Source organism: Acinetobacter baretiae (assembly GCF_015627105.1).
Lineage (GTDB): Bacteria > Pseudomonadota > Gammaproteobacteria > Pseudomonadales > Moraxellaceae > Acinetobacter > Acinetobacter baretiae.
The window spans coordinates 70660-94416 of the sequence record NZ_VTDM01000009.1; the positions used below are offsets into that span (position 1 = coordinate 70660).

Here is a 23757-nt window from a genome sequence, read left to right on the forward strand (position 1 = left end):
CTACTCCTTTGGCATAGGGCCAGACATTGAAGAATGTCGAGAGTCCCCTAATACTGAAATCATGAGCATGGTTGAACCGACCACAGCAAGATATACACCTAAATCAAAAAATACAGCAGAGGCTAAATGTGTTTCTCCAAATAAAGGAGGAGAAACATAAATGTGTGCGCTGGTTAAAAATGGACGCATCCAAAACCAAGAGGCAATTCCCGATAGACCTGCAATAATTAATCCTGAACCAATCCAAATTTCATATAAACGACCAGATCTGGCACGAATCAAACGTTCTGCACGATCTTGGCCTAATGCAATGTATTGTAGAATTAATGCAATTGCAGTGATGAGGCCTGCAATAAAGCCACCCCCTGGATAATTGTGCCCACGCATAAAAATATAAAAACTGACCACCAAGGCAACAGGTAAAATCCATGATGCTGTGGTTCGCAATAAAAGTGGTGATGGGTTAAAACGATAGGTTAAGCCCTTGGTGGTTTGAGTACCATGAGCTCGCATACCATCCATTAAGCACAGTGTACCTATACCTGCAATTCCCAAAACTGTGATTTCACCAAATGTATCGAATCCACGAAAATCGACCAAAATAACATTAACGATATTTGCACCACCACCAAGGGGTAAAGATTGTTGAATGAAGAACCACGAGATTGAACTATAGTCACGTGTTAAAATCAGCCAAGTGACCCAACCAATCCCACCACCTGCTGAGATTGCAATGATGGCATCTCTCCAACGTCTCGCTTGTGATGATTCATATGGAGTAAGCTGTGGTAGTAGCGATAAGCTCATTAACAGTATGACGGTGGTCACCACATCTACTGTGATTTGTGTGAGTGCAAGGTCGGGTGCGCTGAGTGTGGTAAAAGTAATAGAAACCACAAGTCCAACAGCACCACTAATAAGCACAGCTTTAATTCGTTCATGATGAAACCATAGCATCATCCAACATGCACTAAACAGTAACAACCAAAGAACAATCGCCAGTATTGGTGCATGCGTAAGTACACGTGTACCTGTGCTAATTTGATATGGCAGTAAAGGAATACAAATCATGCAAATGCTAAAAGCAATGACTAAAAATAAATAGCTTTGTAATCGACTGGTTTCCGTGGCCAATTTGATGCGTCTAGAAAGGGTCTCTAATTGAGATAGCAGTTTTTCAAAAATGAGCTTGCCTTGAATTGGGCCCAAATATTTTTCAAGCTCAATACGGCGAATTTTTCCGTGTCGAGCTAAGAAGAAGTACATGCTTATTCCACCCACCAAAGCAACAACACTCATGCCTAAAGGAAGGTTAACGCCGTGCCAAATGGCCAAATGCACAATATGTGAATTGCTATCGAGTAGAATAGATTGTGTAACGCTATTAACAATATGTTCAGCAAAAAATGCAGGTAGAACACCCACCAAAATACACAAAATGGCCAGTAATAAAATAGGTGCACGCATACCAAAAGGTGGTTCATGGGCGTGTTTGTTTGGAATATTTTCACCTAAAGCGCCATCAAAAAATATGCCATGAATCATGCGGGTTGAGTAGGCGACCGCAAAAATACCTGCAAGTGTTGTAATAATAATGGCAATGGTTAAACTTGTTCCCGAAAATTGAGACACAATTTCGGTAAAAAACATTTCTTTGGATAAAAAACCATTGGTTAAAGGAACACCTGCCATGGCAGATGCTGTAATAAATGTGAGCGTACCTGTAAATGGAAGAAGTTGCCAAATGCCTTTGAGCTTACGTAAACTACGGGTTCCCATTTCATGGTCAATGACCCCTGCAATCATAAACAGTGCCGCTTTAAATGTGGCATGATTAATAATATGAAAAACTGCAGCAGCCACTGCAAGCGGTGAGCCCATTCCCAATAAACAGACAATCAACCCTAAATGACTAATGGTTGAATATGCCAATAAGCCTTTGAGATCTTCTTTAAAGATGGCAAAAAATGCTCCAATAAAGAAAGTAATCAGGCCAACACTAGTAACAATAGTATGGAATAAGCCAAATCCAACAAAAATAGGAAGTAAGCGAGCAATGAGAAAAATACCTGCTTTAACCATCGTTGCTGAATGTAAATAGGCCGATACAGGTGTTGGGGCTGCCATGGCATTTGGTAGCCAAAAATGAAATGGAAACTGCGCACTTTTTGTAAATGCACCTAGTAAGATCAGGAGCATAGCAGGGGTGAACAAGGCATGTTGTTGTAAGCTTGAGCCCATGGCTAAAATACTATGAATTTGGTACGTACCTGCCATTTGTCCAAGTAATACAAATCCACCGAGTAAAGCAAGCCCTCCCATACCCGTAATGGTCAATGCCATCCGTGCACCACGTTGTGCTGCATCGTATTGATGCCAATAAGACACCAATAAAAACGATGAAATGCTGGTAAGCTCCCAAAAAACCAGTAAAACAATCAGATTATCTGAAAGTGAAATACCGAGCATGGCTGCCATAAAGAGGTTTAATAAGATATATAACTTACTTAACGAGCTATTTTTACTTAAATAATAATAAGCATAAATAAAAATAAGAGTGCCAATACCACTAATGAGTAGTGCAAAAAGCCATGCTATGGCATCTAATCGAAAACTTAAATTAATACCTAATTGGGGTAACCAGTCCCAATGCTGTAAAATAGTGTGTCCCTGTAAGATTGGGTCTGCTTGACTGAGCAATAGAATAAAACAACTTAAACTAATAGCGACAGCCACCAGCATTTTGGCGAGGCGGTGAGCTTTATTGAATAACGCACTGAGTCCAGTACCTAACAATAAAGGTAAAATGATGATAATGGCCAGCACGCTTGTATCCTTATTTTGATGTAGGCATGTGCCTGGTGAATCTTTTCTTTTAAAATTTAGAGGTTTGCAAAGAGAAATCCAATATTCAAATTTTAAAAGCCACTGACTGTATTTTACTTGATTGACATAAAATAACAGGCCGAGGGTCATCAGACGGTATCAGGTGATATTGTAATCAATAAACCCTGTCAAATTCGAGTTTTTTAACATTAAAAAACAGCAGGATTGGTAAAAACAGCTTTATTTTAACATGATTCATTTTTATGCGTGATAGATTGAATCAATAGTGAGCATTTTAAAAAACTTTAACCCAAAAAAGTGCAAATCTGCTATCTTATAGGCGTGGTAACACGGGTGTGACATCTGCGATGTTAGGCCAAAGTCTTAATGTATGATGCATATTTTTTGTAGAGCAAAAGATCAATCAGTGTTAGTTTACATGGTCAGATTGACAGTATGATGATCGATTCTTGCAGTGGTTTATCTCGATACAAAAACCATGTGTTGTCATGATTTGGTTGTGCATATTGCAAGAATCAAGGAAAGAACTTACACCTGATGCCCATAAGTTGTTGAGTATATTGAGTGTAAAAACATGTACTGCAATGTGAGTGGTACATATGAAACATTGATACCATGAAATATGGTCAACATGCCAGCAAATGATGAAAAAGCGAGCTACGTAGAAACATAATGTTTTATACACGCATTATACTTTGTAGTCAGTGAATGAGCCCGTCTAAAATGGATGAAATAGGAAAACCGAATATGTCTAAGATTTTTGATTTTGTAAAACCTGGTGTAATTACTGGTGATGACGTTCAAAAAGTATTTGCTGTTGCTAAAGAAAATGCTTTTGCTCTACCTGCGGTGAACTGTGTAGGTACAGATTCAATCAATGCAACGCTTGAAGCTGCTGCAAAAGTGAAAGCACCAGTCATCATTCAATTTTCAAATGGCGGTGCAACATTTATTGCAGGAAAAGGGTTGAAAACAGAACAACCTCATGGCGCAGCAATTTTAGGTGCAATTTCTGGTGCTCAGCATGTACATTTAGTTGCTGAACATTATGGCGTACCTGTAATTTTACATACAGATCACTGTGCCAAAAAACTATTGCCATGGATTGATGGTTTGCTCGATGCAGGTGAAAAGCATTTTGCAGCTACAGGTAAACCTTTATTTTCTTCACATATGATTGACCTATCAGAAGAGTCTTTAGAAGAAAACATCGAAATTTGTGCTCAATATCTAGAACGTATGTCAAAAATTGATATGACTTTAGAAATTGAGTTGGGTTGTACAGGTGGTGAAGAAGATGGCGTAGACAATAGTCATATGGATGCTTCTGCACTGTATACACAACCAGAAGATGTGGATTATGCATATCAAAAACTCAGTGCAATTAGCCCACGTTTTACCATTGCAGCATCATTTGGTAATGTACATGGTGTTTACAAACCAGGAAATGTAAAATTAACGCCAACAATTTTACGTGATTCACAAGATTACGTGAGCAAAAAACATGATCTACCACACAATAGTTTAGATTTTGTATTCCATGGTGGTTCAGGTTCTTCTGCACAAGAAATTGAAGAATCTATTGGCTATGGTGTGATTAAAATGAACATTGATACAGATACCCAGTGGGCAAATTGGCAAGGTGTGCTTGAATTCTATAAAAAGAATGAAGCTTATTTGCAAAGCCAGTTGGGTAACCCTGAAGGTGCAGATAAACCGAATAAAAAATTCTATGATCCACGTGTTTGGCTACGTGCAGCACAAACATCAATGGTGACACGTTTAGAGCAGGCATTTGAAGAGTTAAATAGCGTTGACCGCAACTAAAATTTAATTCATGAGATAAAAAAACCGAGCAATGATGCTCGGTTTTTTTTATTTATATTGGTTCGATATTATTTTTTTAATTGTACAATTTCTTTGACTTTTTCATTTTCGTCATAAGTCACTTGATAAGCAATATCTTTACCATCAAAGGCTGTTTCTGTTGGTGTGCCGACAATTTCCCACAGTCCGAGTGTGGCAACATCTGCTACACCATGAAAGAATGCACGCCCAATTTTAGCGCCTTTGCCATAACCTTGTTTAAATGAATACACATCAACACGGGTATTGTCATTTCGTTTTTCTGTACTGACAGGAACACCAAACTCGGCAACAATTACAGCACGTGGCATGCCTGATACAAGAAGTGATACATTTTTCTTATCGGGTTGTTTTGCCGCCATAAATACAGAACAACCAGCGCTCATGAGTACAGTAAAAGTCATGATGATGGCAGTGACAAGTTTTAGTATAGTGTGTTGCATGGTTTACCCCTTAAAATAAGTGGGGTAATTTATATTAAATTTGATTAAATTCATAGGGTTAAGTTAAATATATAAGCTATTTTATGATTTTAAATGAATGAAAGCACAAAGTAGATCACTAGGATCTACTTTGGCTAGTTGGTTAGTATTTAAATTTGAGTGAGAAGTTGATTTGGCGTGGGTTACCTAGCGTAACAACGCGGTCATCATTGTTTGTATTGGCAAATGTTCCTGCATAATATTCTTTATTAAATAAGTTGCGTATAGACAGTTGTGCACCCCAATGTAAAGCGTTATAGCCTGCTTCTGTATCAAATAAAGCATAACGTGGTAGTTTTACAGAGGTATCACCAATAATAGGTTTTGAGCTTTCACCTCGTACACCACCACCAATATACCAACCTAGACTATCACTTTGTGTATAGTATCGAGTAGATAAGCTATAGGTGTTTTCAGGTGTATTTTCAATACGTCGACCGACACGCTCAGGTCGAGTATCTTTACTGGTTTTTGCTTCATACATGTGACCAAAAGAGGCATTGACACGTAATTGGTCAGAGATATTGGCCGCAAGTTCAGTTTCAATCCCTTTGGTTCTTTGCTGACCCTCGGCAATGTTAAAACTGGTTGCTGTCGGATCACGTACGAGTACGTTGTCTAGTGTTAAATTATACCAAGCAATACTACCTTGTAAGCTTTGGCTGTCATTTTGGAATTTAAAGCCAGTTTCAAATTGTTTGCCTTTTTGTGGGTCAAATGGGGAACCCATTTTGTCTGTACCTGAGTTTGGCAAGAAAGACGTTGAATAACTTGCATATGGTGAAACCCAGTTATTGATATTGTAAAGAACGGAGGCACTACCCGAGAAAGCATCTGTACTTTTTGGTGTAGTTTTTTTGCCTGTTAATCGGTTCTCTGTACTGGTTTTTGACCAGTCATAGCGACCTGCCAAATTGACAATCAAATTGTCTTGAATAAAGATTTGATCTCGTAAATAAATGCCTGCAAATTGAGTGGTATCAATTTTATCGGTATTGTTGCTCGCATCGGTTGCTTTTTTATAGCTAGGTTTATAATTTCTGTTGCTACAGTCAACATTTGTGCCATATACAGGATTGAAAACATTTAAATTACTAATGGCACAGTCGTAGCTGTTCATTTTTCGTTGATCATGTAAACCATCAATACCGATCAAGAGATGATGACTCATGTTTTGAAAATCAAAATTTCGTTTTAATTGGTTATCTAGTGTGTAAATTCGGTTGTTTGCATCTTGTAGGTTAGAGGTGCGCAGTATAGAGGTGAGCTTGTTATTGCTCCAACGGTCGATGGTAATGAAGTTACCATCATTGCTTGCATTTCTAACTGCAAAATTTTGTTCAAACTGCCAGTCATTGTCAAATTTATAACTAAATGTATAACCTACACGATAGACATCTGCTTTATAAGGCCCTGCTTGAGGTTCGCCAATAAATAAGTTTCTTTGAATTTCACCATTAGGATTATTTCTTATTGTACCTGCAGCGGGTAGCCCTTGTATTCGTAAATACTCGCGATGTTGGTAACTTGCAATCACAGACAATGCTGCTCGATCGCCTAAATCAAAATTATATGATGGTGAAATAAAGAAATCTTTAAAGTAAAGTTTATCAATTTCATCTTTTCGATCAGAGACACGACCTGCTAAACGAAAAGCCCCTTCTTTGGTTTGATTGGGGCTATAGTTTAGATCAAATTGGGCTTGTTTAAAGTTATAACTACCATAAGTGAGGTCAAGATTGGCAAAAGAATTTGCGGTCGGGCGTTTCGTGACTAAGTTGACAATACCTCCCGGTAATGATTGTCCAAAGTTAACAGACGCAGGGCCCTTAATTACTTGTACTTGATCGATTCCTGATAAATCTACCGCAACATCTGAACCACCTGATGCTGTTAAATTGGTTTGTCTTAAACCATCAATATAAATTTGATTAGATGCATTTTGTCCTCGAATAATAATATCGTCGAGTCCACGGCGACCACGATAACCTGCAGATACCCCCGCAATATCACTGACTGCATCGACTAAAGTGAAAGCCTGTTTTTGATTTAATTGTTCTGAAGTGACAACACTGACGGATTGTGCTGTTTTAAATAATGGCGTCTCTGATTTTAAACCTGATGCAGCAGTTTTTGCAGCATAATTGGTATTGCCATTGGTTTCAGCTGTAACGGCAAGAGTAGGTAGGGTTTCTGTTGTATGGGTGTTTGATGCGGCATGTAGATGCGCGGCCGACACACATAAAATGGAACATATCGATAAATGTAGTGATTTTTTTTTGAACTTATACATGATTTTTTAAGCTATTTTTAATAATAACAATTTACATTATCATAAATGTTTATTTTATAAAATAGCCTAGTCAAGGCAAAAAAATGAATTGTATTGTTAAAGAATGTATTATTTTTTATAAGTTTATGTTTAGATTAGTATTTTATTATTTTTAATTTTTAGTACATTATTTTTAATTTTTTATAAGATTTTGATTTATTTAAATAAATAAATTTATCTATTTTTTATTTAATTTTTCGATGAGATCGTAAATATGATGAATATTGAGACTTTTTTTGGCGCGTGTGCAAGCCACATACAGTAAACGTAGTTCTTCATCACTAATTTTATAGTCATGCGGATTAACTTTAAATTGATAATCATCTTCAAGATGAACTCTGTCCCACTCTAGACCTTTGGCTTTGTGCGCTGTAGAAATGACATAATCTGCTTGTTCAATGGGTGTGATTTGGTGTAATGCTTTTTTAAGTGGAGATGTACCATGCTCATCAACCAGACGGACAAGTGGCTTAATGTCACTACCTTCGTGTGTTTCACAGTACTCATGTACATCATTCCATGAATTAAACCAAGCCAATTCAGGAACATCTACAACACGTTTGCCTTGTTTAAGCATGGTGGCTGCATCAATAAAGCGTCCTAGTCGGGCATGATCTGCCTGCAAGCTGACTCGATCACCACGAATTAACCCCGATAACAGTAGCTCCATTGCTCTAGCATTGGTTCGACATAAAATGGCATCGTGTTTTTTATGGTGTGGTGAATGAACAACGTTCGACAGGGCATGTGGATTACCTTGTAAAGGCACTGTTTCTTTTAGATCACGCAGTAATAAATTTGCAACCTCTGCAATGTCTTGCCCAAAACGAAAGGATGTCGTGAGTCGAGATTCAGGTAGAGGCATTTTTTGCATTGCATTGACTGCACCGCGCCATGCATAGATTTGTTGGTGTGCATCACCGACATAAATGACTTGGCTGTGTTGTTGTTTGAGTAAAATGCCAAGCATAAGTGGGTCTGCATCTTGCGCTTCATCAAATAAAACGTAATCTGTAGGAATAATGGGCTCAGAGAGTGCCCATAATTTTAAGTAAATATCGTGCCCAATACCTGCTTCGTGCTGTGGATGAATGGACTCAAGCCAACGCCGTTCTAAAAATGGGTATAAGTATTGTTGTAAAGCCTCAATATCATCTGTGTGTAACCAAGAGGGTGCTTGAATATGCCTTGGTGCAGGGTATTGCGAATTGGTTGAACAAAAATATCCTACTGCGTTACTGACTAGACTGGCAAGACGGCTTGGCAGGATGGTGTATCGCTCGTAGCGTCCACCCATGAGTCGACGTAACGTTAGTGGTTCTAAGCGGTAAGATTTGGCTAAAAAGCTTGGACTTAAACGTGGCAGGCGAAGTTTGTCTGTAATGGCGCGAGGTACATTTCTAAATGCTAAAGAGTGAAAGGTACGACTATCTACACGGCCTTGAAATTTTTGTTTCGCTTCGGCTGCAATGGTTTTATTAAATGCTAAATACATGCCCTTTTTATGGGGTAATGCCTGACTGATCATTTGTAAGGTAGTGGTTTTACCTGTACCTGCGTACGCCACAATTTTAAATGATTGGCCATGTTTAGCCATGTCAAGGGCATGTGTTTGTTCTGCTGTTGGCTGTATGGTTTGGTTCATTAAGTGGTTCGATTGGCTTTTTCTACAAGTCCTGATAGCCCCTGACGACGTGCTAATTCATTGAGAACGTCTTGTGGGTTGAGGTCGAAATAACCTAAAACGACAAGGCTATGAAACCAAAGATCTGCTGTTTCATAGATCAGGTCATTTTTTTGATCTATATGTGGCATTTGCGCTAAATCTTTAGCCGCAATGATGGTTTCAATCGATTCTTCACCGACTTTTTCTAAAATTTTGTTCAAACCTTTTTGATATAGTTTTGCAACATATGATTGATCGGGGTCTGAAGTTTTGCGTTCAATCATCATCTTGCCTAAATAGTCGAGAATTTCTACAGATTCGGCATGTGATGTTGAGCTAGACATGATTTGCGTGTGTGTATGGTGAGTGGTCGTGCTGGTTTGGTAGATGTCTTTTGGGTCTTTCTTTGGTGCATCAACAATTTGCCAACCTTGCGGTGTTAATGTACGGTAAAAGCAAGATTCGCGTCCTGTATGGCAGGCGATCCCACCGTGTTGTTCAATCTGTAATACAATTACATCTGCATCACAATCAAGGCGTATTTCATGTACGGTTTGAAAGTGTCCAGACTCTTCACCTTTATGCCATAGTTTTTGACGTGAACGAGAATAATACACGGCTTGATTTTTTTCTGCAGTGAGTTGTAATGATTCACGATTCATCCATGCGACCATCAATACACGGCCTGTTTGGTGATGCTGTGCAATGGCAGGAATGAGGCCTTGCGCATTAAATTTCACGTCATCTAGCCATTGTGTATTGTTCATCAGATGCCACCTGTTGCATATAAAAAGTATAATTTTGGTGTTGCATAGTGTACGGCATATTTGACTTTTTCTAAATGCTTTTATGGTGGAGGTATTATTTGACTAAGCGCCAAATGGCAATGATTGCACTGCATACAATGAGTGGAATAGCAATAAACCATGGTGTGACTAAAGCAAGGCTGATTAAAATTGCAATCATACTGCCGAAAATCCAACTGCGTTTTTGTTGTGATTCAATTTGAATGCGTATGTTTTGAAGTTCACGCAACTGTCGATCTTGCCATTGCGACTGCATTTTTAAGCTATGCAGACTTTCTAAAATTAGGTTAGGAAACTCTTGTACGTTGAGCATGAGGTCAGGCAAATGCTGACGCAAGTATTTAAGGTTTTTGGTTGGACTACTGTTGGCTTTGACCCAATCGGTTAAAATAGGTTGAGCCAGCTTCCAAATATCAAGCTGTGGATAAAGCGCAGTCCCTAAACCTTCTACATGAATTAAGGTTTTAATGAGTAACATAAGCTGGGGTGGAATTTCCAAATGAAAGCGCCGTGCGATATCCATGATTTGTAGTAAAATTCCTGCAAAATCAAGTTCATTCATTGGTTTTGAAATCATAGGACCGACGGTACGACGCATATCTCGTGCTAAAGCATCTTTATCGATACTTGGAGGAACCCATGCCGCTTGATAAATGATGTGTACCAATTGGTCAAACTCATTATTCATGACGGCCAATAGCATACGCGCGACATTCATTTGATCTTGCTTAGAGAGTTCTCCCATAATTGCACAATCAAGTGCAAGATAGCGGGGTTTTTTTTGGTAAACGGTTTCAACAAAGATATTACCGGGGTGCATGTCTGCATGAAAAAAGTTATCACGTAAGACCTGAGTGAAAAAAATCTTTAATCCATTTTCAGCCAAACGTTTTCGGTCTATTCCTAAACGATCAAATGTTTCGGTGTCAGAAATAGGTACACCTGTAATACGTTCTGCCACCATAACGTCTGTGCTTTCCATATAGACTTCAGGCACATACATCATGTCTGACCCTGTAAAGTATGCACGCATGCGACGAGTGTTATTGGCTTCTAAGGTTAAATCTAGCTCATTTAAAATGGTTTGACGGTAATCTTGAATAATTTGGTTTAAATGGAGTGCTCGTGCAGCTTCTAGGCGCTGTTCACAATGTCGACCAAGCCAAGTCAGAATTTCAAAATCTTGTAGTATTTGTTTTTTTATATCTGGGCGTGTGACTTTAACCACCACTTCTTTACCATCATGTAACGCGGCAGTGTGGACTTGTGCAATGGATGCAGCAGCAAGCGGTTGTTCATCAAAACGTTGAAAAAGTGTATTCAGGTCGGCTTTAAGTGATTGTTGAACACGATCTTTGACGGTATGTACATCAAATGGTTTAACACGATCTTGTAAAATAGTCAGTTGATTGAGAATATGTGGGGGAATGAGGTCACGCCGTGTGGACAACAGTTGGCCTAATTTAATGGCCAAAGGCCCCATATCTTCGAGCGCTTGTTTTAATTTTTCTGGGTTTTTTTGGTGTTTGCTTGACCATGCAGCAGGGTGTAGGGCAATGAGTTTAACAATGGGTTTGGCTTTAAGTGGCAAATCATCTTTGGCAATCAGAGTATCTAGACGATAGTGAGCAGCAATGCGCCAAAGTTCGAGTAACCGTGAGATATGCGGGATCATAATGCCGATAGCCTGTATTTACAGAAGATTTGTTAGAAGACATGCCAAAGATAACTTGAGCATGTCTGTTCTTTAGATGTGAACGTGTGGTTTAAACTTTAAAACCACGATGTACTGCAACAATACCACCTGTCAGGTTGTGATAATCACAATCTTTGAACTGTGCATGTTCCATCATCTGTTTGAGCGTACGTTGGTCTGGATGCATGCGAATTGATTCTGCTAAATATTTATAGCTCTCTGAGTCATTTGCAACGATTTTCCCCATTAAAGGGAGTGCTGTAAATGAGTAAAGATCATACAGTTTAGAAAACGGTTCAAACACAGGCTTAGAAAACTCTAAGATGAGCAAACGACCACCTGGTTTGAGTACACGATACATCGCTTCAAGTGCTGCATCTTTGTCGGTGACATTGCGTAAACCAAAACTGATGGTGACTAAGTCAAAGCTATTGTCTGCAAATGGTTCGAGTGACTCGGCATTGGCGAGTATAAACTCCATGTTTTTACATTTGTCTTGTAAGCGATTTTGCCCGACTTTAAGCATAGATTCATTTATGTCAGATAAAACGACACGTCCTTGAGCACCCACTTCTTTACTAAAGACTTTAGCAAGATCACCTGTGCCACCTGCAATGTCGAGTACGTGTTGGCCTTGGCGTACACCAGACATACGAATTGCAAAGCGTTTCCATAAACGGTGAATACCAAAAGACATCAAGTCATTCATAAGGTCGTATTTTTGTGCAACCGAATGAAACACCTGTGCAACTTTTTGCTCTTTTTCAGTGGTATTTACGGTTTGGAAACCAAAGTGCGTGGTCTCTCCTACGTGTTCTGTACGGTTTGCATGTGTAGAAGAAGGTGTAGGTTGAAACGGCGTTTGTTCATCGAGGGGCTGACTTTGCCCTTGAGGCGTTCCTTTAGGTAATGGTTCGGTTAAAAACGGGCTTGTTTTGTCTTGAGATGCCGTCTGTTGTGCTGTTTTAGGCATTTGGTTTTCATTTGACATGGAATTTCTCCTAACCACCAAAGAAAGAATCATTTTAAAGGGTCACATCATGACAGTATTTTACATTTTTTGCAGTGCATTATGCGCACGTTGAAGCATAATATCTGTAAAAAGAAAATATTGTTGTATTTTAGATAGATTTAATCCGTTTGAATCTGAAAAGGATTTTTCTTCCCACGTTGTATTTGCATTAATACTTGACGCTCTTGAGCTGTAAAATTTTGCACAAAATCTTGTGCCGAGGTCATGGGTTTGAGTGCATTAAAACCTTCAGCAATAAAATCGTAGGCTGTATTGAAACGATGTTTATAGGCTAAAGGTTTTGCAATCTTAAATGCAGTGTGAAGTAAGCGAGAACGTAAATACTGATCTAAATATTGCCCAAGCTGATCTGTCATGTCGAGCTGTTGTTGTCTTTTTGCATGTTGGTCGAGCTCTTTGTAGCATGCTTCAATCATTTCATTTGAGATCGTGAGCTTTGCAGGGTAGTGATGTAATAGAGCTTGTGCAATTTGTTCATCGAGCTCGACAGCTAAAATCGCTAAACTAATGGCATGAGTACCTGTTTGTATGGCTGTTGCAGGAATGAGTGCTTCTACGCGATGGGCATGTTGAATCATACGCTCAATTTGGCTTGCAAGAGTATCAAAATCAGGGCTACCGTAGAGACGTGTCACAAAATAGCTAGCCATACGTTGATTTTTAGGTTGATGGAACAGCGCATGATGTGTGGATTGCAATCGTTGTTTTTGCCATTGTTGTACATCGGTTAATCTTTGTTTTAATGCGCTCTTTTGGTGGTATTTTAACTGATGATAACGTTGAATCAGTTCATCTAATATGCTCAATTTAGACATCGAAAGCTAGTTCTAGGTATGAATAAGAGGTATTTATCATAAAAGAACAGTGATGAAAATGATATAAGCAGATGGTAACCGTGATCGGCATTAAAAATAAAATAATTGTGCACACTGGGAGTGATTATATTGGGAAAAATTCATAAAAAACACATTGCTTTTGAATTGATTAAAGCACAGCGCGCTTTACAAAATTATCAGGGTACATCACAGGGGCGAAGTATCTTGATTGTTGTTTCAGGCGTCGCTTTTTCAGAAAAAACAACTGCAGTAAAGCATTTGAGTTCATTGTTAGACCCACATGGGCTACGTATTGTTGCAAATGAAGTTAAAACGATAAATGCTCATGTACCATTTTGGCAACCGTATGTGGAACATATTCCTCAAGAGGGTGAAATTGTTGTTTTATTGGGCAATTGGTATGACCAACTGTTGGCCACAGCACTGCACAAAGATCAAAATACGGTCGATATTCCACAAATATTACAACAGGTTTTAGCTTTTGAGGCGTATTTGAAAAATCAACGTGTAGAGGTGATGCATTTTTGGTTTGATTTGTCGTGGTCTGCACTTAAACAAAAATCGTTAGAAAAAGAGCTTTTAGCCACACAAGTACAGCAACTCTACGGTGTGGATTGGTTCAATAAAAAATGCTATCAAAAAGCACAACAATTACGCCATACATTTACGCAAGATTGGATTCATATTGCAGCTGATGATCCAACACCAACTTTGAGCTTTGCACAGCATATTTTGTATATTTGCCAACACAGCACCTTACCACAGCATGATCATTTTACATTTGACTCGGTCACATTGTCACCACGTTTAAATGTGACCAAGCAAGAGGCATTGGCACGTGAACAGTATGAAGACACTTTGGCACAATTAATCCAGCAGTTTGTTGTGTTACTGCGACAAGAAAAACGTCAAATTGTTGTTGTTTTTGAAGGTATGGATGCAGCAGGAAAAGGGGGAGCAATTGCACGAGTGATTGAAGGGTTAGACCCTTTAGAATATGGTATTCATGCGATAGCCGCCCCTAAAACACATGAGTTACAACGACCTTATTTATGGCGTTTTTGGCGTCATTTAAATCAAAAAAAGCTGACTATTTTTGATCGATCTTGGTATGGCAGGGTTTTGGTTGAACGTGTGGAGCAAATTACACCAAGTGTACTTTGGCAAAAAGGCTATCAAGAAATTAATCAATTTGAACAAGATTTGGTGAAACATAACACATTGGTGGTTAAATTTTGGTTAGCAATTGATGTGAAAGAGCAAGGCAAGCGTTTTAAATCCAGAGCGTCTACACCGAGTAAGCAATTTAAAATTACAGCAGAAGATTGGCGCAATCGTGAGAAATGGACTGACTATTTGCAAGCTGCTTCAGATATGTTGGCATGTACAGATCATGTGCATGCACCATGGTACGTGATTGCCACCAATGACAAACGTCGTGCTAGACTTGATGTGTTGCGTGCGTTAATTGAACAAATGACCACCACAGCGTAGGTTGTGTCGTGGTCATTTAAATATTATTTTAAGACGTTTGTACAATCGGTTCTTGGCTTTTGTCTTGAATACTTTTTGCAAGTTTGTAACTGTCTTCTATGTGTGATTCAGCAATTTTTTTGAACACAATATAGCCCAAACTTGCAGCAATAATTTGCCCACCAAGCGGAATGAATTTAGTGACCTGTTTGGTGAGCATACGACTGACAAAACCATTGATTGATTTTTTAACCCCTGTGCGTGCCACCATTAAACCTGAAAACTCAATCCCACGTTTTTTGAGTTCATCCCAATGAACTTCTTTGGTTTGTGGGTTAAATACGGTGGTGTAATTTTTAGAGAGCCCAAAACTTTGGTTAATTTGTGGAATCAGCGTGGTGAGAATCCCTACGTCAATCATGACATCAAAAAAAGGGATGGGTACAATCGCTGCCCCTGCTGAAATATAAGCCCGTTTTTTAATCAGCTCAAGCGCATTGGCTTTGGCTTTTTCTAAGTCTAGCTGTGGGTCAATAAACTCGGGTACATTTTCAATTTTCATTTGACGATCCCTTAAATATTTTTGTTAGCGATATACAACATACTTATGATACTGATTTTAAATGACTCTAACAGATAGACAATAGATAAATACATAAACATACAAAGATATATGGGCAAGTTGGTGGGTCAAATGCTGTGTATAAAACTTAAACATGTTTCTAATACATTATTTGAACACTGTAAAAGCGCTGTGATGATTCTGTCATATAACGATGATGAATATTTGAATGTGCCTTTGAAAGGATGACATAGTGATTAAAATAGATATCTGATAAGATTTAGATTGTCGGGGGAGTCTTGTTAAAGACTGAGAGGCTATTTAAGCGACCCTTTGAACCTGACCCAGTCGATGCGGGTGTAGAAAGACATGTACATGATGATCTTCTGCATAATCACGGGTCTCAACTTGAGAGACTACGATGTATATTTTTTTTAAAATGAGTGTGATGTCATGAAATGGTCTATTTTAGGCGATGGCGTGACAGGTTTATGTGTAGCAACAGCATTAACTCAAGCAGGTGAATGTTGTGAAGTGATTACCTCAAATCATACGGCAGCGTCTCATTGGGCAGGCGGTATGCTTGCACCGTATTGTGAAGCTGAAAGTGCCAGTGCTTACGTTACAGAGCAGGGGCTAAAAGCCATTACATGGTGGCAAAATCATATTCAAACAGTTCACCGACAGGGAACTTTAGTGGTTGCACCCGTGCGAGATACCCAAGAGTTGCACCATTTTGCACATTTAACTCAAGGCCACCAATGGGTTAAACCACATACGCTAGAACCAGATCTAGCAGATTCTTTTGAGAAGGGATTATTTTTTTCACAGGAAGCGCATTTAAATCCACGTCATGCATTACAACAACTCAAAGAACAGTTAAAGCAACGAGGGGTGATGTTTCACCATCAAGCTCCAAGTGGAAAAATTGTTGACTGTCGTGGAATATCTGCAACAGATACGTTATCTAACTTGCGTGCTGTTCGTGGCGAAATGTTAATTTTACACAGCAATGATCTTGAGTTTTCCCGCCCAATTCGCTTTTTACATCCACGATTTCCGTGTTATTTGGTTCCTCGTGGTGATGGGCAATTTATGCTCGGTGCGACCATGGTAGAAAGCCAAGATACAGGTCAAATTACGGTGAGAGCATTGTTAGAGTTATTAACGTCGCTTTATGTGTTGAATCCAGCATTTGCCGAAGCGAAAATTTTAGAAACAGGAACAGGGTTACGCCCATCATTTCCAAATAATTTACCTCAAATACAGTATCAGCAAGGTAAGCACTTTATTAATGGTATGTATCGGCATGGTTTTCTTCTTGCCCCTATTTTGGCCGAACAATTTGTTCAGTCTATTAGCAAATCTTAGGTGAATGAATGAATATTCTATTTAATGGTCAATCGACCCAAACGACGTGCGTGTATTTGAAAGATGTTTTGCTCGAACATCACATTGATCTTTATGCAGTTGCAACTGCGCTCAATGGTGATTTTGTGCCTCGATCTTTATATGCAACGACTGAACTTATGGAAGGGGCTCGAATTGAAGTCTTATCTCCAATGCAAGGCGGTTAAAACCATGTTATATGACTTTCCTTTACAATCACGTTTATTGCTTGGTACAGCAGGGTATCCATCACCAGAGATACTAGAGCAAGCCATTGATGCATCTGAAACGCAAATTATTACCGTAAGTTTGCGTAGAGAAGGCGCTTCTTGCGGGGCAGGGTTTCGAGAACTCCTTAAAAGAACACACAAGAAAATTTTACCGAATACCGCACATTGCTTTGGGGTGAAAGAAGCAGTAACAACAGCACATATGGCACGTGAGGTTTTTGAAACCAATTGGATTAAATTGGAAGTGATTGGTCATGCAGATACATTACAGCCTCATCCGTTTGCATTGGTTGAAGCTGCCCGAATTTTATGTGAAGAAGGTTTTCAAGTGTTTCCCTACATGACAGAAGACTTGGTGTTGGCTGAGAAACTTTTACAGGTGGGGTGCAAAGTATTAATGCCTTGGGCATCACCGATTGGTTCGGGACAAGGGGTGCGTAATGTTGAAGGATTACGTGCGATGCGTGCTTATTTTCCAGATACGCCGTTAATTGTAGATGCAGGTATTGGTGCACCAAGTCAAGCAGCACAAGTGATGGAAATGGGGTTTGATGCAGTATTACTGAATACAGCGATTGCAAAATCTGCTCAACCTGTGCAAATGGCAGGCGCATTTAAGTTAGCGATTGATGCAGGTCATCAGGCATATCAGGCAGGTTTAATGCCAAAACGAGACATGGCACATGCCTCAACCCCTGCTTATGGATTGGCTTCATTTATATAGGAATGGTCATGCGTTATTGTCGTCAAATACAAATGGCAGAAATTGGCCAGCAAGGACAAGCCAAATTACTCAATGCACGTGTGCTTGTGGTTGGTGCAGGGGGGTTAGGGTGTCAGGTATTGCCGTTATTGGTGGGAGCAGGTGTCGGCTTTATTCGCATTTTTGATGCAGATGTGGTCGATGAAAGTAATTTGCATCGTCAAACGTTATATCGCATGTCTGATCTTGGCAAAAAAAAGGTGGATATTGCAATCAATACATTGCAAACACTTAATCCTGACGTGGACATGGAAGGGCATAGCACACGTTTATACGTTCATAATATTAAACAAGCAATACAAGACATTGATCTTGTCATTGATGCGGCAGATAATTTTGTCACGACGTACCTTTTATCTGATGTTTGTTTTGCACAATATATTCCTTTTGTAAGTGCATCTGTCATGATGCGTGAAGGGTATGTGGGTGCATTTTGTGCAGGAGCACCAAGTTATCGTGCTGTTTTTCCACGTATTCCACAGCAATTAGGTTCATGTAATACACAAGGGGTGATGGGCTCTGCTGTGGCTGTGATTGGAGCAATGCAAGCACAGGTGGCTTTAAGTATATTACTTGATTTTAAACCTGTGGTTTTGGGGCAGTTTTTTCAATTTGATTTGAGCACATGGCAATACAAAACCATGAAATTTCAATCGGCAGAAGAACCTGAACATCAATCCATTGAGTTTATTGATGTATCTTCTGTGACACCAGAAGATTATGTGGTTGAGCTACGAGAGGATCATGAATTGAAAACTGCACCGAGTATCCCTGCAACAATTCGACTCACTGTAGCACAGTGCAATACATACGCATGGCCAACACCAATCAAACGATTGGTTTTGGTTTGTAGACAAGGGGTTCGAGCATTAAGTGCTGCGCAATCTTTAGTGGGTGTTGCGAATGTTGAACATATTGCAATCTTGGCCATGGGAGATGAGTCGTAGGTGTTGTGGTGATATACGTTACACTGAACTGCTCGATTTAAATTTTTCATTTGAGTTTGGTTTTTGATGGCAATGCATTCGTCACATGAGATTACTTCAATGCTTTTTTATTGTTATGTGACTGTCGTTAGCCGTCATTTATAGCCCAAATCAATCTCTATTTTAGGGCAGTAGATTTTTTCTAATGCTATGAGTCTTGAATGTGTTTGAAAATTTAGATGAAAGGGTGGTTTTATGATGAAGTTTTACATAGATTGTTGTTGGTGATGTAGATTGTTTCTACACGTTTAAAGTGTTCAACTTTTGTATAACGTCATTAAGAGAGATATGAGTAAGCTGTGATTGTGATACATCAATACATGCTAATGTTTTAAATGGAGATCTGTTGACGGAACCTAGAATATTTTGAGTTTTAAATAAAAAATAGATGGTTTTGATAAAAATCGCGCATGTTATACAAGCCATTTTAATCCGTTGTTGCTCTGATTGAAATGGCTTGAGTATGCAAAAAATCACGCTGTACGATGAATACTTATTGATTAAATAATCTGTAAAGCGTGATAGTGCTGTCTGTATTTAGTATTTAAATTTCAGATTAAACATAAAGGTACGCGGATTACCGAAATTAACCAATTGCGCGTTGGGGGTCGTACCTTGAATATAGTCTTTATCAAACAGGTTTTTTACACTGAAGTTTGCACCCCAATGTTTCGCTTCGTAGCCTGCATTAACATCAAAGAGCATGTAGCTTGGAATATATACATAGTAGGTTGAGCGTTGTGCAGATGCATGGCCTTGATAGCGCACGCTACCTCCGATATTCCAGCCTGTTTTATGGCTGTCGAAGTAGTACTGTGTAGAAAGTGATGCTGCATTTTTTGGAACATGGTTAATACGCTTACCAATGTCCGTTTTGGTGATACTCTCAGTCGTTTTTGCTGTTGGAATATAGCTATAAGCTGTAGAAATATTTAGCTGAGGTGTGATTGCAGCAGACAGTTCCGCTTCAAAACCTTTGGTGGTTTGCTCACCTGTTTGAATAGAATAGGTGCCTGTAGTACTACTTTCAGTGACATTTTTACGCACGAGGTCATAGTACGCCATGTACCCTTGTAAGCGACCATCAAAACCTTGCAGTTTTATCCCTACTTCAATTTGTTTGCCTTTTTCAGGCTTTAATAATTCACCTTGTGAACCAGTGTCTGTAACAGGCATGAATGACGTTGAATATGTGGTATAAGGCGCAAAATGATCATTCAGGTTGTACATTAACGATGCACTGCCTGTAAATGCATTGTCTGAATTTTTAATCGTATTATTTTTTACAAAGTTGTAAACTTTGACTTGTGTCCAGTCATGACGGGCAGATAAGTTGAGTAACCATTGGTCGTTAAATTTAAAATTATTCTTTAAATATAAGCCTGTATATTGATTATAGGTTAAGTTCCAAGACGGTGTGCCTGTTTTAACGCTAGTGACACCATATGCTAATTTATTGGCATTGAGTGAATTAATTGTATCTACACGTTGATAATAATCGCTACGTTCTCGCATTAAATCTACGCCAAGCATGCCGTTATACTGAACAGCACCAACGTTAAAGTTGCCTTGTATATTTTGGTCTAATGCAAAATTACTGTCTTGTTTGTCTTGATAGTTAATTTGTCGAGTAAGATTTGGGAATTTTGCACCAGATGCTGAAAATACCGAATTACTCCAGCTTGTATTTCGTGTTGCTGCAAAGTTTTGATTGAATTTCCAATGATCATTAAAGTAATGCGTGTAGTTGCTGCCAAAACGATATACATCTACGTCATAGCCACGGTCTGGTTCACCAATGAAAATGCTTTTACTATAGCCTTGATAGTTTTGTGGAATACCTTGATTACGAATGTACTCTCGATGTTGATAGCTGGCAATCACAGACAATTCGTCTTTATCGCCTAGATCGAAGTTATATGATGTTGCAACATATTGGTTTTTGAAATAAACATAGTCTGTTGGGTCGTTTTGGTCTGATGCTTTAGCCACAACTCGTACAGCACCTTTGCGACTATTTTCATGGGGTGCATAGTTTGCATCAAGGGTGGCCTCTTTGAGTGCATAACTGCCATAGGTTAACCCGCCTTGAATAAAGGTCTGATCTTCTGGGCGTTTGGTTGTTAGGTTCACCAAACCACCAGGAAGAGCGAGGCCATACCCCACAGAGGTTGGGCCTTTAACCACTTCTACTGACTGCACACCTGCAATATCTTCAGACCTTAAAACATTGGTGGATGTTTGGGTGCGTAAGCCGTCAATGTAGGTTTGTGAGCTTGAAATCTGCCCCCGAATAATAAAATCATCCCAACCACGGCGACCATAAGGTGCAGTGTTTACTCCAGCTACACCTTGCAAAGCATCAGTTACACTTTGCATTTGTTTTTCTTCAATCTGTTGTTGTGTCACAACGCTAATTGATTGCGCTGTTTCAAATAAAGATGTACCTGTTTTAACCACAGATGCAGTTTTGGCTGCATAGTTGTTTTGATCTTGTTCGGCTTGTGCTTGAATCGATGGAAGCATGGTGTTGCTTTGGAGCGCAGCATAGGTGTTTGGAAATGTGGTGGCAAGAATACACAATGCCAAAAAAGATCGTTTGATCTGCATGATAAATAAACCCCCAAGTAAACGATAATTATAATTATTCTTATTTTACTTTTAAAGTCCTTTATAAAGGCTTTGAAGATCTAAAGTTGTTTTTTTAATCTAGATAAAATACAAAGAGAAAAACAAGGAATAAAATTAATGTTTATTCCTTTGTAAGCATACTGAATGAGCAATTATAAATAATCTAAACCAATATCTAAATATCGAGCACTGTGTGTTAGATAACCTAAAGCCATAAAATCTACCCCTGTTTCTGCAACCGCCTGAGCCGTGTGTGGTGTAATGCCTCCAGATGCTTCGGTTGCTGTGTGTCCTTGGCAAAGCGCTACGGCACGTTTAAGGGTTTCAGGTGACATATTGTCTAATAAGACCAATGAAACCCCTTCTTTTAATACGAATTCAAGTTGTTCTAGGGTATCTACTTCAACTTCTATGGGAATCAGATGTCCTGCATATATTTTTGCTTTTTGAATGGTTGAAATGATGTCTCCGCCCGACAGTGCAATGTGATTGTCTTTAATTAAAATAGCATCATCTAAGCCCATGCGATGATTTCTACCTCCTCCTGTGCGGACGGCATATTTTTGAATATCTCGTAACCCAGGAATGGTTTTACGTGTACAAGTTAGACGAGTTGATGTATGTGCAATACTGCTTTGAATCTCATGAGTGGTGGTTGCAATCCCACTCAGATGCGTCAGGAAATTTAATGCTGTACGTTCTGCACTGAGTATGGCATGTGCATTGCCTTGAATAGATGCAATGATGGTTTGGGGCGCTATTTCGGCACCATCTTTGAGATGTGCATGGAATTCAAGTTTTGGGTCCATGGCTTTAAAGGCGAGTCGTGCTAAATCTATACCGCATAAAATACCTGACTCACGTGCCACAATATGTAACTGTGCTTCTTTTTGAGCAGGAATGACGGCTGCAGAAGTAACATCACCACGTCGCCCGAGATCTTCTCTTAAAGCAGTTTGTACAAGGGGGTGTAAAATCACGTCAGGCAATGCGTAATGCATAGTAAATCTCCTATATATACTCATATAGAGTATATGTTGGAAATTTATACGGACGCAATCTTTTAATGATTGGCTGCAGGAAGTTTATAGCCAGACAGAAGGCTTTCTTGAAGGACGTTCTTTTTAAATCGATAAAGCTGTGCAGGGCGACCTCGTTCAACTAAAGCTTCTTTGCCTGTTGCTTCAATGACATTTTGATGATGAATGAAACGTCTGAAGTTTTGTTTGTGTAGTTCAATACCTGTTAGAGCCTCTAAGCTTTTTTGTAATTGCAATAACGTAAACTCAGTTGGCATAAGATCAAAAATAACAGGTCGATATTTTAATTTTGCACGGAGTCGTGTCATGGCTGTTGCAAGTACTCGACGATGATGATTGTGCATGGGTTGACCTGTAATTTTTTCAGGCAATTGCTGGTTAAAATAAGGCGATTCAACAATTAATCCTGCTTCGTACATCAGTTCATAACGTAAAAGTACATGTTCTTCTTGCCATTCATGATCATGCAGCCCCCAACACAAATTCAGACGTTGCGTACGTTGGTTATGTATTTCAGTACGAGATGATGAGTCTACCCAATTTTGTATTTGATTGATAATTAAATGAATGTTTGTATAGTGATCGGGTTGTCTACGATCTTCCCAAGGAAAATAGGCATACCAATCATGCCATTTGGCATTTAATGCAAGTTTTTCTTCATCTGCTTCTTTAACCAACCCTAAATAGCTGACATAAACAACAGGATAACCAATGGTTTGTGAACGCTTTACATCTACAAATGTATAAAGCTGTTCCATATAACCTAAAGGTTGTCGAGTTTGTTGTTGTACCCATGTACGAGCACCTGCTTGTAATGAGTGATGAATGGCGGTGAGAGGGCCTGAAGGTAACAAATTACCCTCATGAATTGTTAACACACGTGCTGAAAAATTTGTCACTGCAATGAGTACAGCAACAAGTTCTGTGGTTGTTTCTTGAACCATATATATTTTATGTTCTCTTATATTGCGTGATTAAATGTCATACCGTTTATTGTATTTGAAACAGATGACTTGTTGAATACTTCTGAAAAAATTAGAACAATCTTGTGATTTTTAATAAAAATCAATATATATCATTGTCTTATATTATTTATACTCAATTTGATTAAAAATAGTT

The 23757-nt window shown here is 39.0% G+C and carries 18 protein-coding genes; 6 read left to right on the forward strand and 12 right to left on the reverse strand.

Annotated features, from left to right (window positions below):
• Positions 1 to 2826: a monovalent cation/H+ antiporter subunit A gene (locus tag I2F17_RS04390; RefSeq protein ID WP_328705918.1), complete on the reverse strand. Its 2826-nt coding sequence runs from the start codon at positions 2824 to 2826 to the stop codon at positions 1 to 3.
• Between the two features lie 768 nt (positions 2827 to 3594).
• Between I2F17_RS04390 and fbaA the strand changes: the two genes are divergently transcribed.
• The gene (fbaA, locus tag I2F17_RS04395; RefSeq protein WP_196422185.1) at positions 3595 to 4674 is read left to right on the forward strand and encodes a class II fructose-bisphosphate aldolase; all 1080 of its coding nucleotides are present in this window, start codon (positions 3595 to 3597) and stop codon (positions 4672 to 4674) included.
• A gap of 68 nt (positions 4675 to 4742) precedes the next feature.
• Here the strand turns inward: fbaA and I2F17_RS04400 are convergent, their stop codons facing one another.
• The 7 genes from I2F17_RS04400 to I2F17_RS04430 form a co-directional block, all read right to left on the reverse strand.
• Positions 4743 to 5144, reverse strand: a complete 402-nt coding sequence (locus I2F17_RS04400; protein ID WP_407926547.1) for a hypothetical protein — start codon at positions 5142 to 5144, stop codon at positions 4743 to 4745.
• A gap of 154 nt (positions 5145 to 5298) precedes the next feature.
• Complete coding sequence (locus I2F17_RS04405; protein ID WP_235985915.1) at positions 5299 to 7488, reverse strand: TonB-dependent siderophore receptor; 2190 nt, start codon at positions 7486 to 7488, stop codon at positions 5299 to 5301.
• Positions 7489 to 7705: 217 nt separating this feature from the next.
• Positions 7706 to 9172 (reverse strand): UvrD-helicase domain-containing protein, encoded by a 1467-nt coding sequence (locus I2F17_RS04410; RefSeq protein WP_211139179.1) that lies wholly within the window; start codon positions 9170 to 9172, stop codon positions 7706 to 7708.
• A complete protein-coding gene (hisIE, locus tag I2F17_RS04415) occupies positions 9172 to 9960 on the reverse strand; it encodes a bifunctional phosphoribosyl-AMP cyclohydrolase/phosphoribosyl-ATP diphosphatase HisIE (RefSeq protein WP_211139180.1) in 789 nt (262 codons plus the stop codon). The genes I2F17_RS04410 and hisIE overlap by 1 nt, the downstream gene beginning before the upstream one ends.
• 94 nt (positions 9961 to 10054) lie before the next feature.
• On the reverse strand, positions 10055 to 11674 hold the full coding sequence (locus I2F17_RS04420) for an ABC1 kinase family protein (protein WP_196422189.1): 1620 nt from the start codon (positions 11672 to 11674) through the stop codon (positions 10055 to 10057).
• 91 nt (positions 11675 to 11765) lie between these two features.
• A complete protein-coding gene (ubiE, locus tag I2F17_RS04425) occupies positions 11766 to 12686 on the reverse strand; it encodes a bifunctional demethylmenaquinone methyltransferase/2-methoxy-6-polyprenyl-1,4-benzoquinol methylase UbiE (protein ID WP_211139181.1) in 921 nt (306 codons plus the stop codon).
• Between the two features lie 140 nt (positions 12687 to 12826).
• Positions 12827 to 13543 (reverse strand): FFLEELY motif protein, encoded by a 717-nt coding sequence (locus tag I2F17_RS04430; protein ID WP_196422191.1) that lies wholly within the window; start codon positions 13541 to 13543, stop codon positions 12827 to 12829.
• 129 nt (positions 13544 to 13672) lie between these two features.
• Here I2F17_RS04430 and I2F17_RS04435 point away from each other — a divergent pair, with 129 nt between their 5' ends.
• Complete coding sequence (locus I2F17_RS04435; RefSeq protein ID WP_211139182.1) at positions 13673 to 15058, forward strand: phosphate--AMP phosphotransferase; 1386 nt, start codon at positions 13673 to 13675, stop codon at positions 15056 to 15058.
• Positions 15059 to 15086: 28 nt separating this feature from the next.
• Here the strand turns inward: I2F17_RS04435 and I2F17_RS04440 are convergent, their stop codons facing one another.
• On the reverse strand, positions 15087 to 15599 hold the full coding sequence (locus I2F17_RS04440; RefSeq protein ID WP_196422193.1) for a hypothetical protein: 513 nt from the start codon (positions 15597 to 15599) through the stop codon (positions 15087 to 15089).
• A 453-nt stretch (positions 15600 to 16052) separates the two neighbouring features.
• Between I2F17_RS04440 and I2F17_RS04445 the strand changes: the two genes are divergently transcribed.
• Genes I2F17_RS04445 through I2F17_RS04460 form a run of 4 tightly spaced genes read left to right on the forward strand, consistent with a single transcriptional unit; the run spans position 16053 to position 18928 of the window.
• A complete protein-coding gene (locus I2F17_RS04445; protein ID WP_196422194.1) occupies positions 16053 to 16970 on the forward strand; it encodes an FAD-dependent oxidoreductase in 918 nt (305 codons plus the stop codon).
• A gap of 8 nt (positions 16971 to 16978) precedes the next feature.
• The gene (gene thiS, locus I2F17_RS04450) at positions 16979 to 17176 is read left to right on the forward strand and encodes a sulfur carrier protein ThiS (RefSeq protein ID WP_211139183.1); all 198 of its coding nucleotides are present in this window, start codon (positions 16979 to 16981) and stop codon (positions 17174 to 17176) included.
• 4 nt (positions 17177 to 17180) lie between these two features.
• Positions 17181 to 17942 (forward strand): thiazole synthase, encoded by a 762-nt coding sequence (locus I2F17_RS04455; RefSeq protein WP_211139184.1) that lies wholly within the window; start codon positions 17181 to 17183, stop codon positions 17940 to 17942.
• Between the two features lie 8 nt (positions 17943 to 17950).
• A complete protein-coding gene (locus tag I2F17_RS04460; protein WP_211139185.1) occupies positions 17951 to 18928 on the forward strand; it encodes a HesA/MoeB/ThiF family protein in 978 nt (325 codons plus the stop codon).
• A 576-nt stretch (positions 18929 to 19504) separates the two neighbouring features.
• Here I2F17_RS04460 and I2F17_RS04465 read toward each other — a convergent pair.
• The 3 genes from I2F17_RS04465 to I2F17_RS04475 form a co-directional block, all read right to left on the reverse strand.
• Positions 19505 to 21577 carry a TonB-dependent siderophore receptor gene (locus tag I2F17_RS04465; protein ID WP_211139186.1) on the reverse strand — a complete coding sequence of 691 codons (2073 nt, stop codon included), beginning with the start codon at positions 21575 to 21577 and terminating at the stop codon, positions 19505 to 19507.
• A 173-nt stretch (positions 21578 to 21750) separates the two neighbouring features.
• Positions 21751 to 22599 (reverse strand): carboxylating nicotinate-nucleotide diphosphorylase, encoded by an 849-nt coding sequence (nadC, locus tag I2F17_RS04470; RefSeq protein ID WP_211139187.1) that lies wholly within the window; start codon positions 22597 to 22599, stop codon positions 21751 to 21753.
• Between the two features lie 62 nt (positions 22600 to 22661).
• Positions 22662 to 23582 carry an NUDIX hydrolase gene (locus I2F17_RS04475; RefSeq protein WP_211139188.1) on the reverse strand — a complete coding sequence of 307 codons (921 nt, stop codon included), beginning with the start codon at positions 23580 to 23582 and terminating at the stop codon, positions 22662 to 22664.
• Positions 23583 to 23757 lie beyond the last annotated feature (175 nt).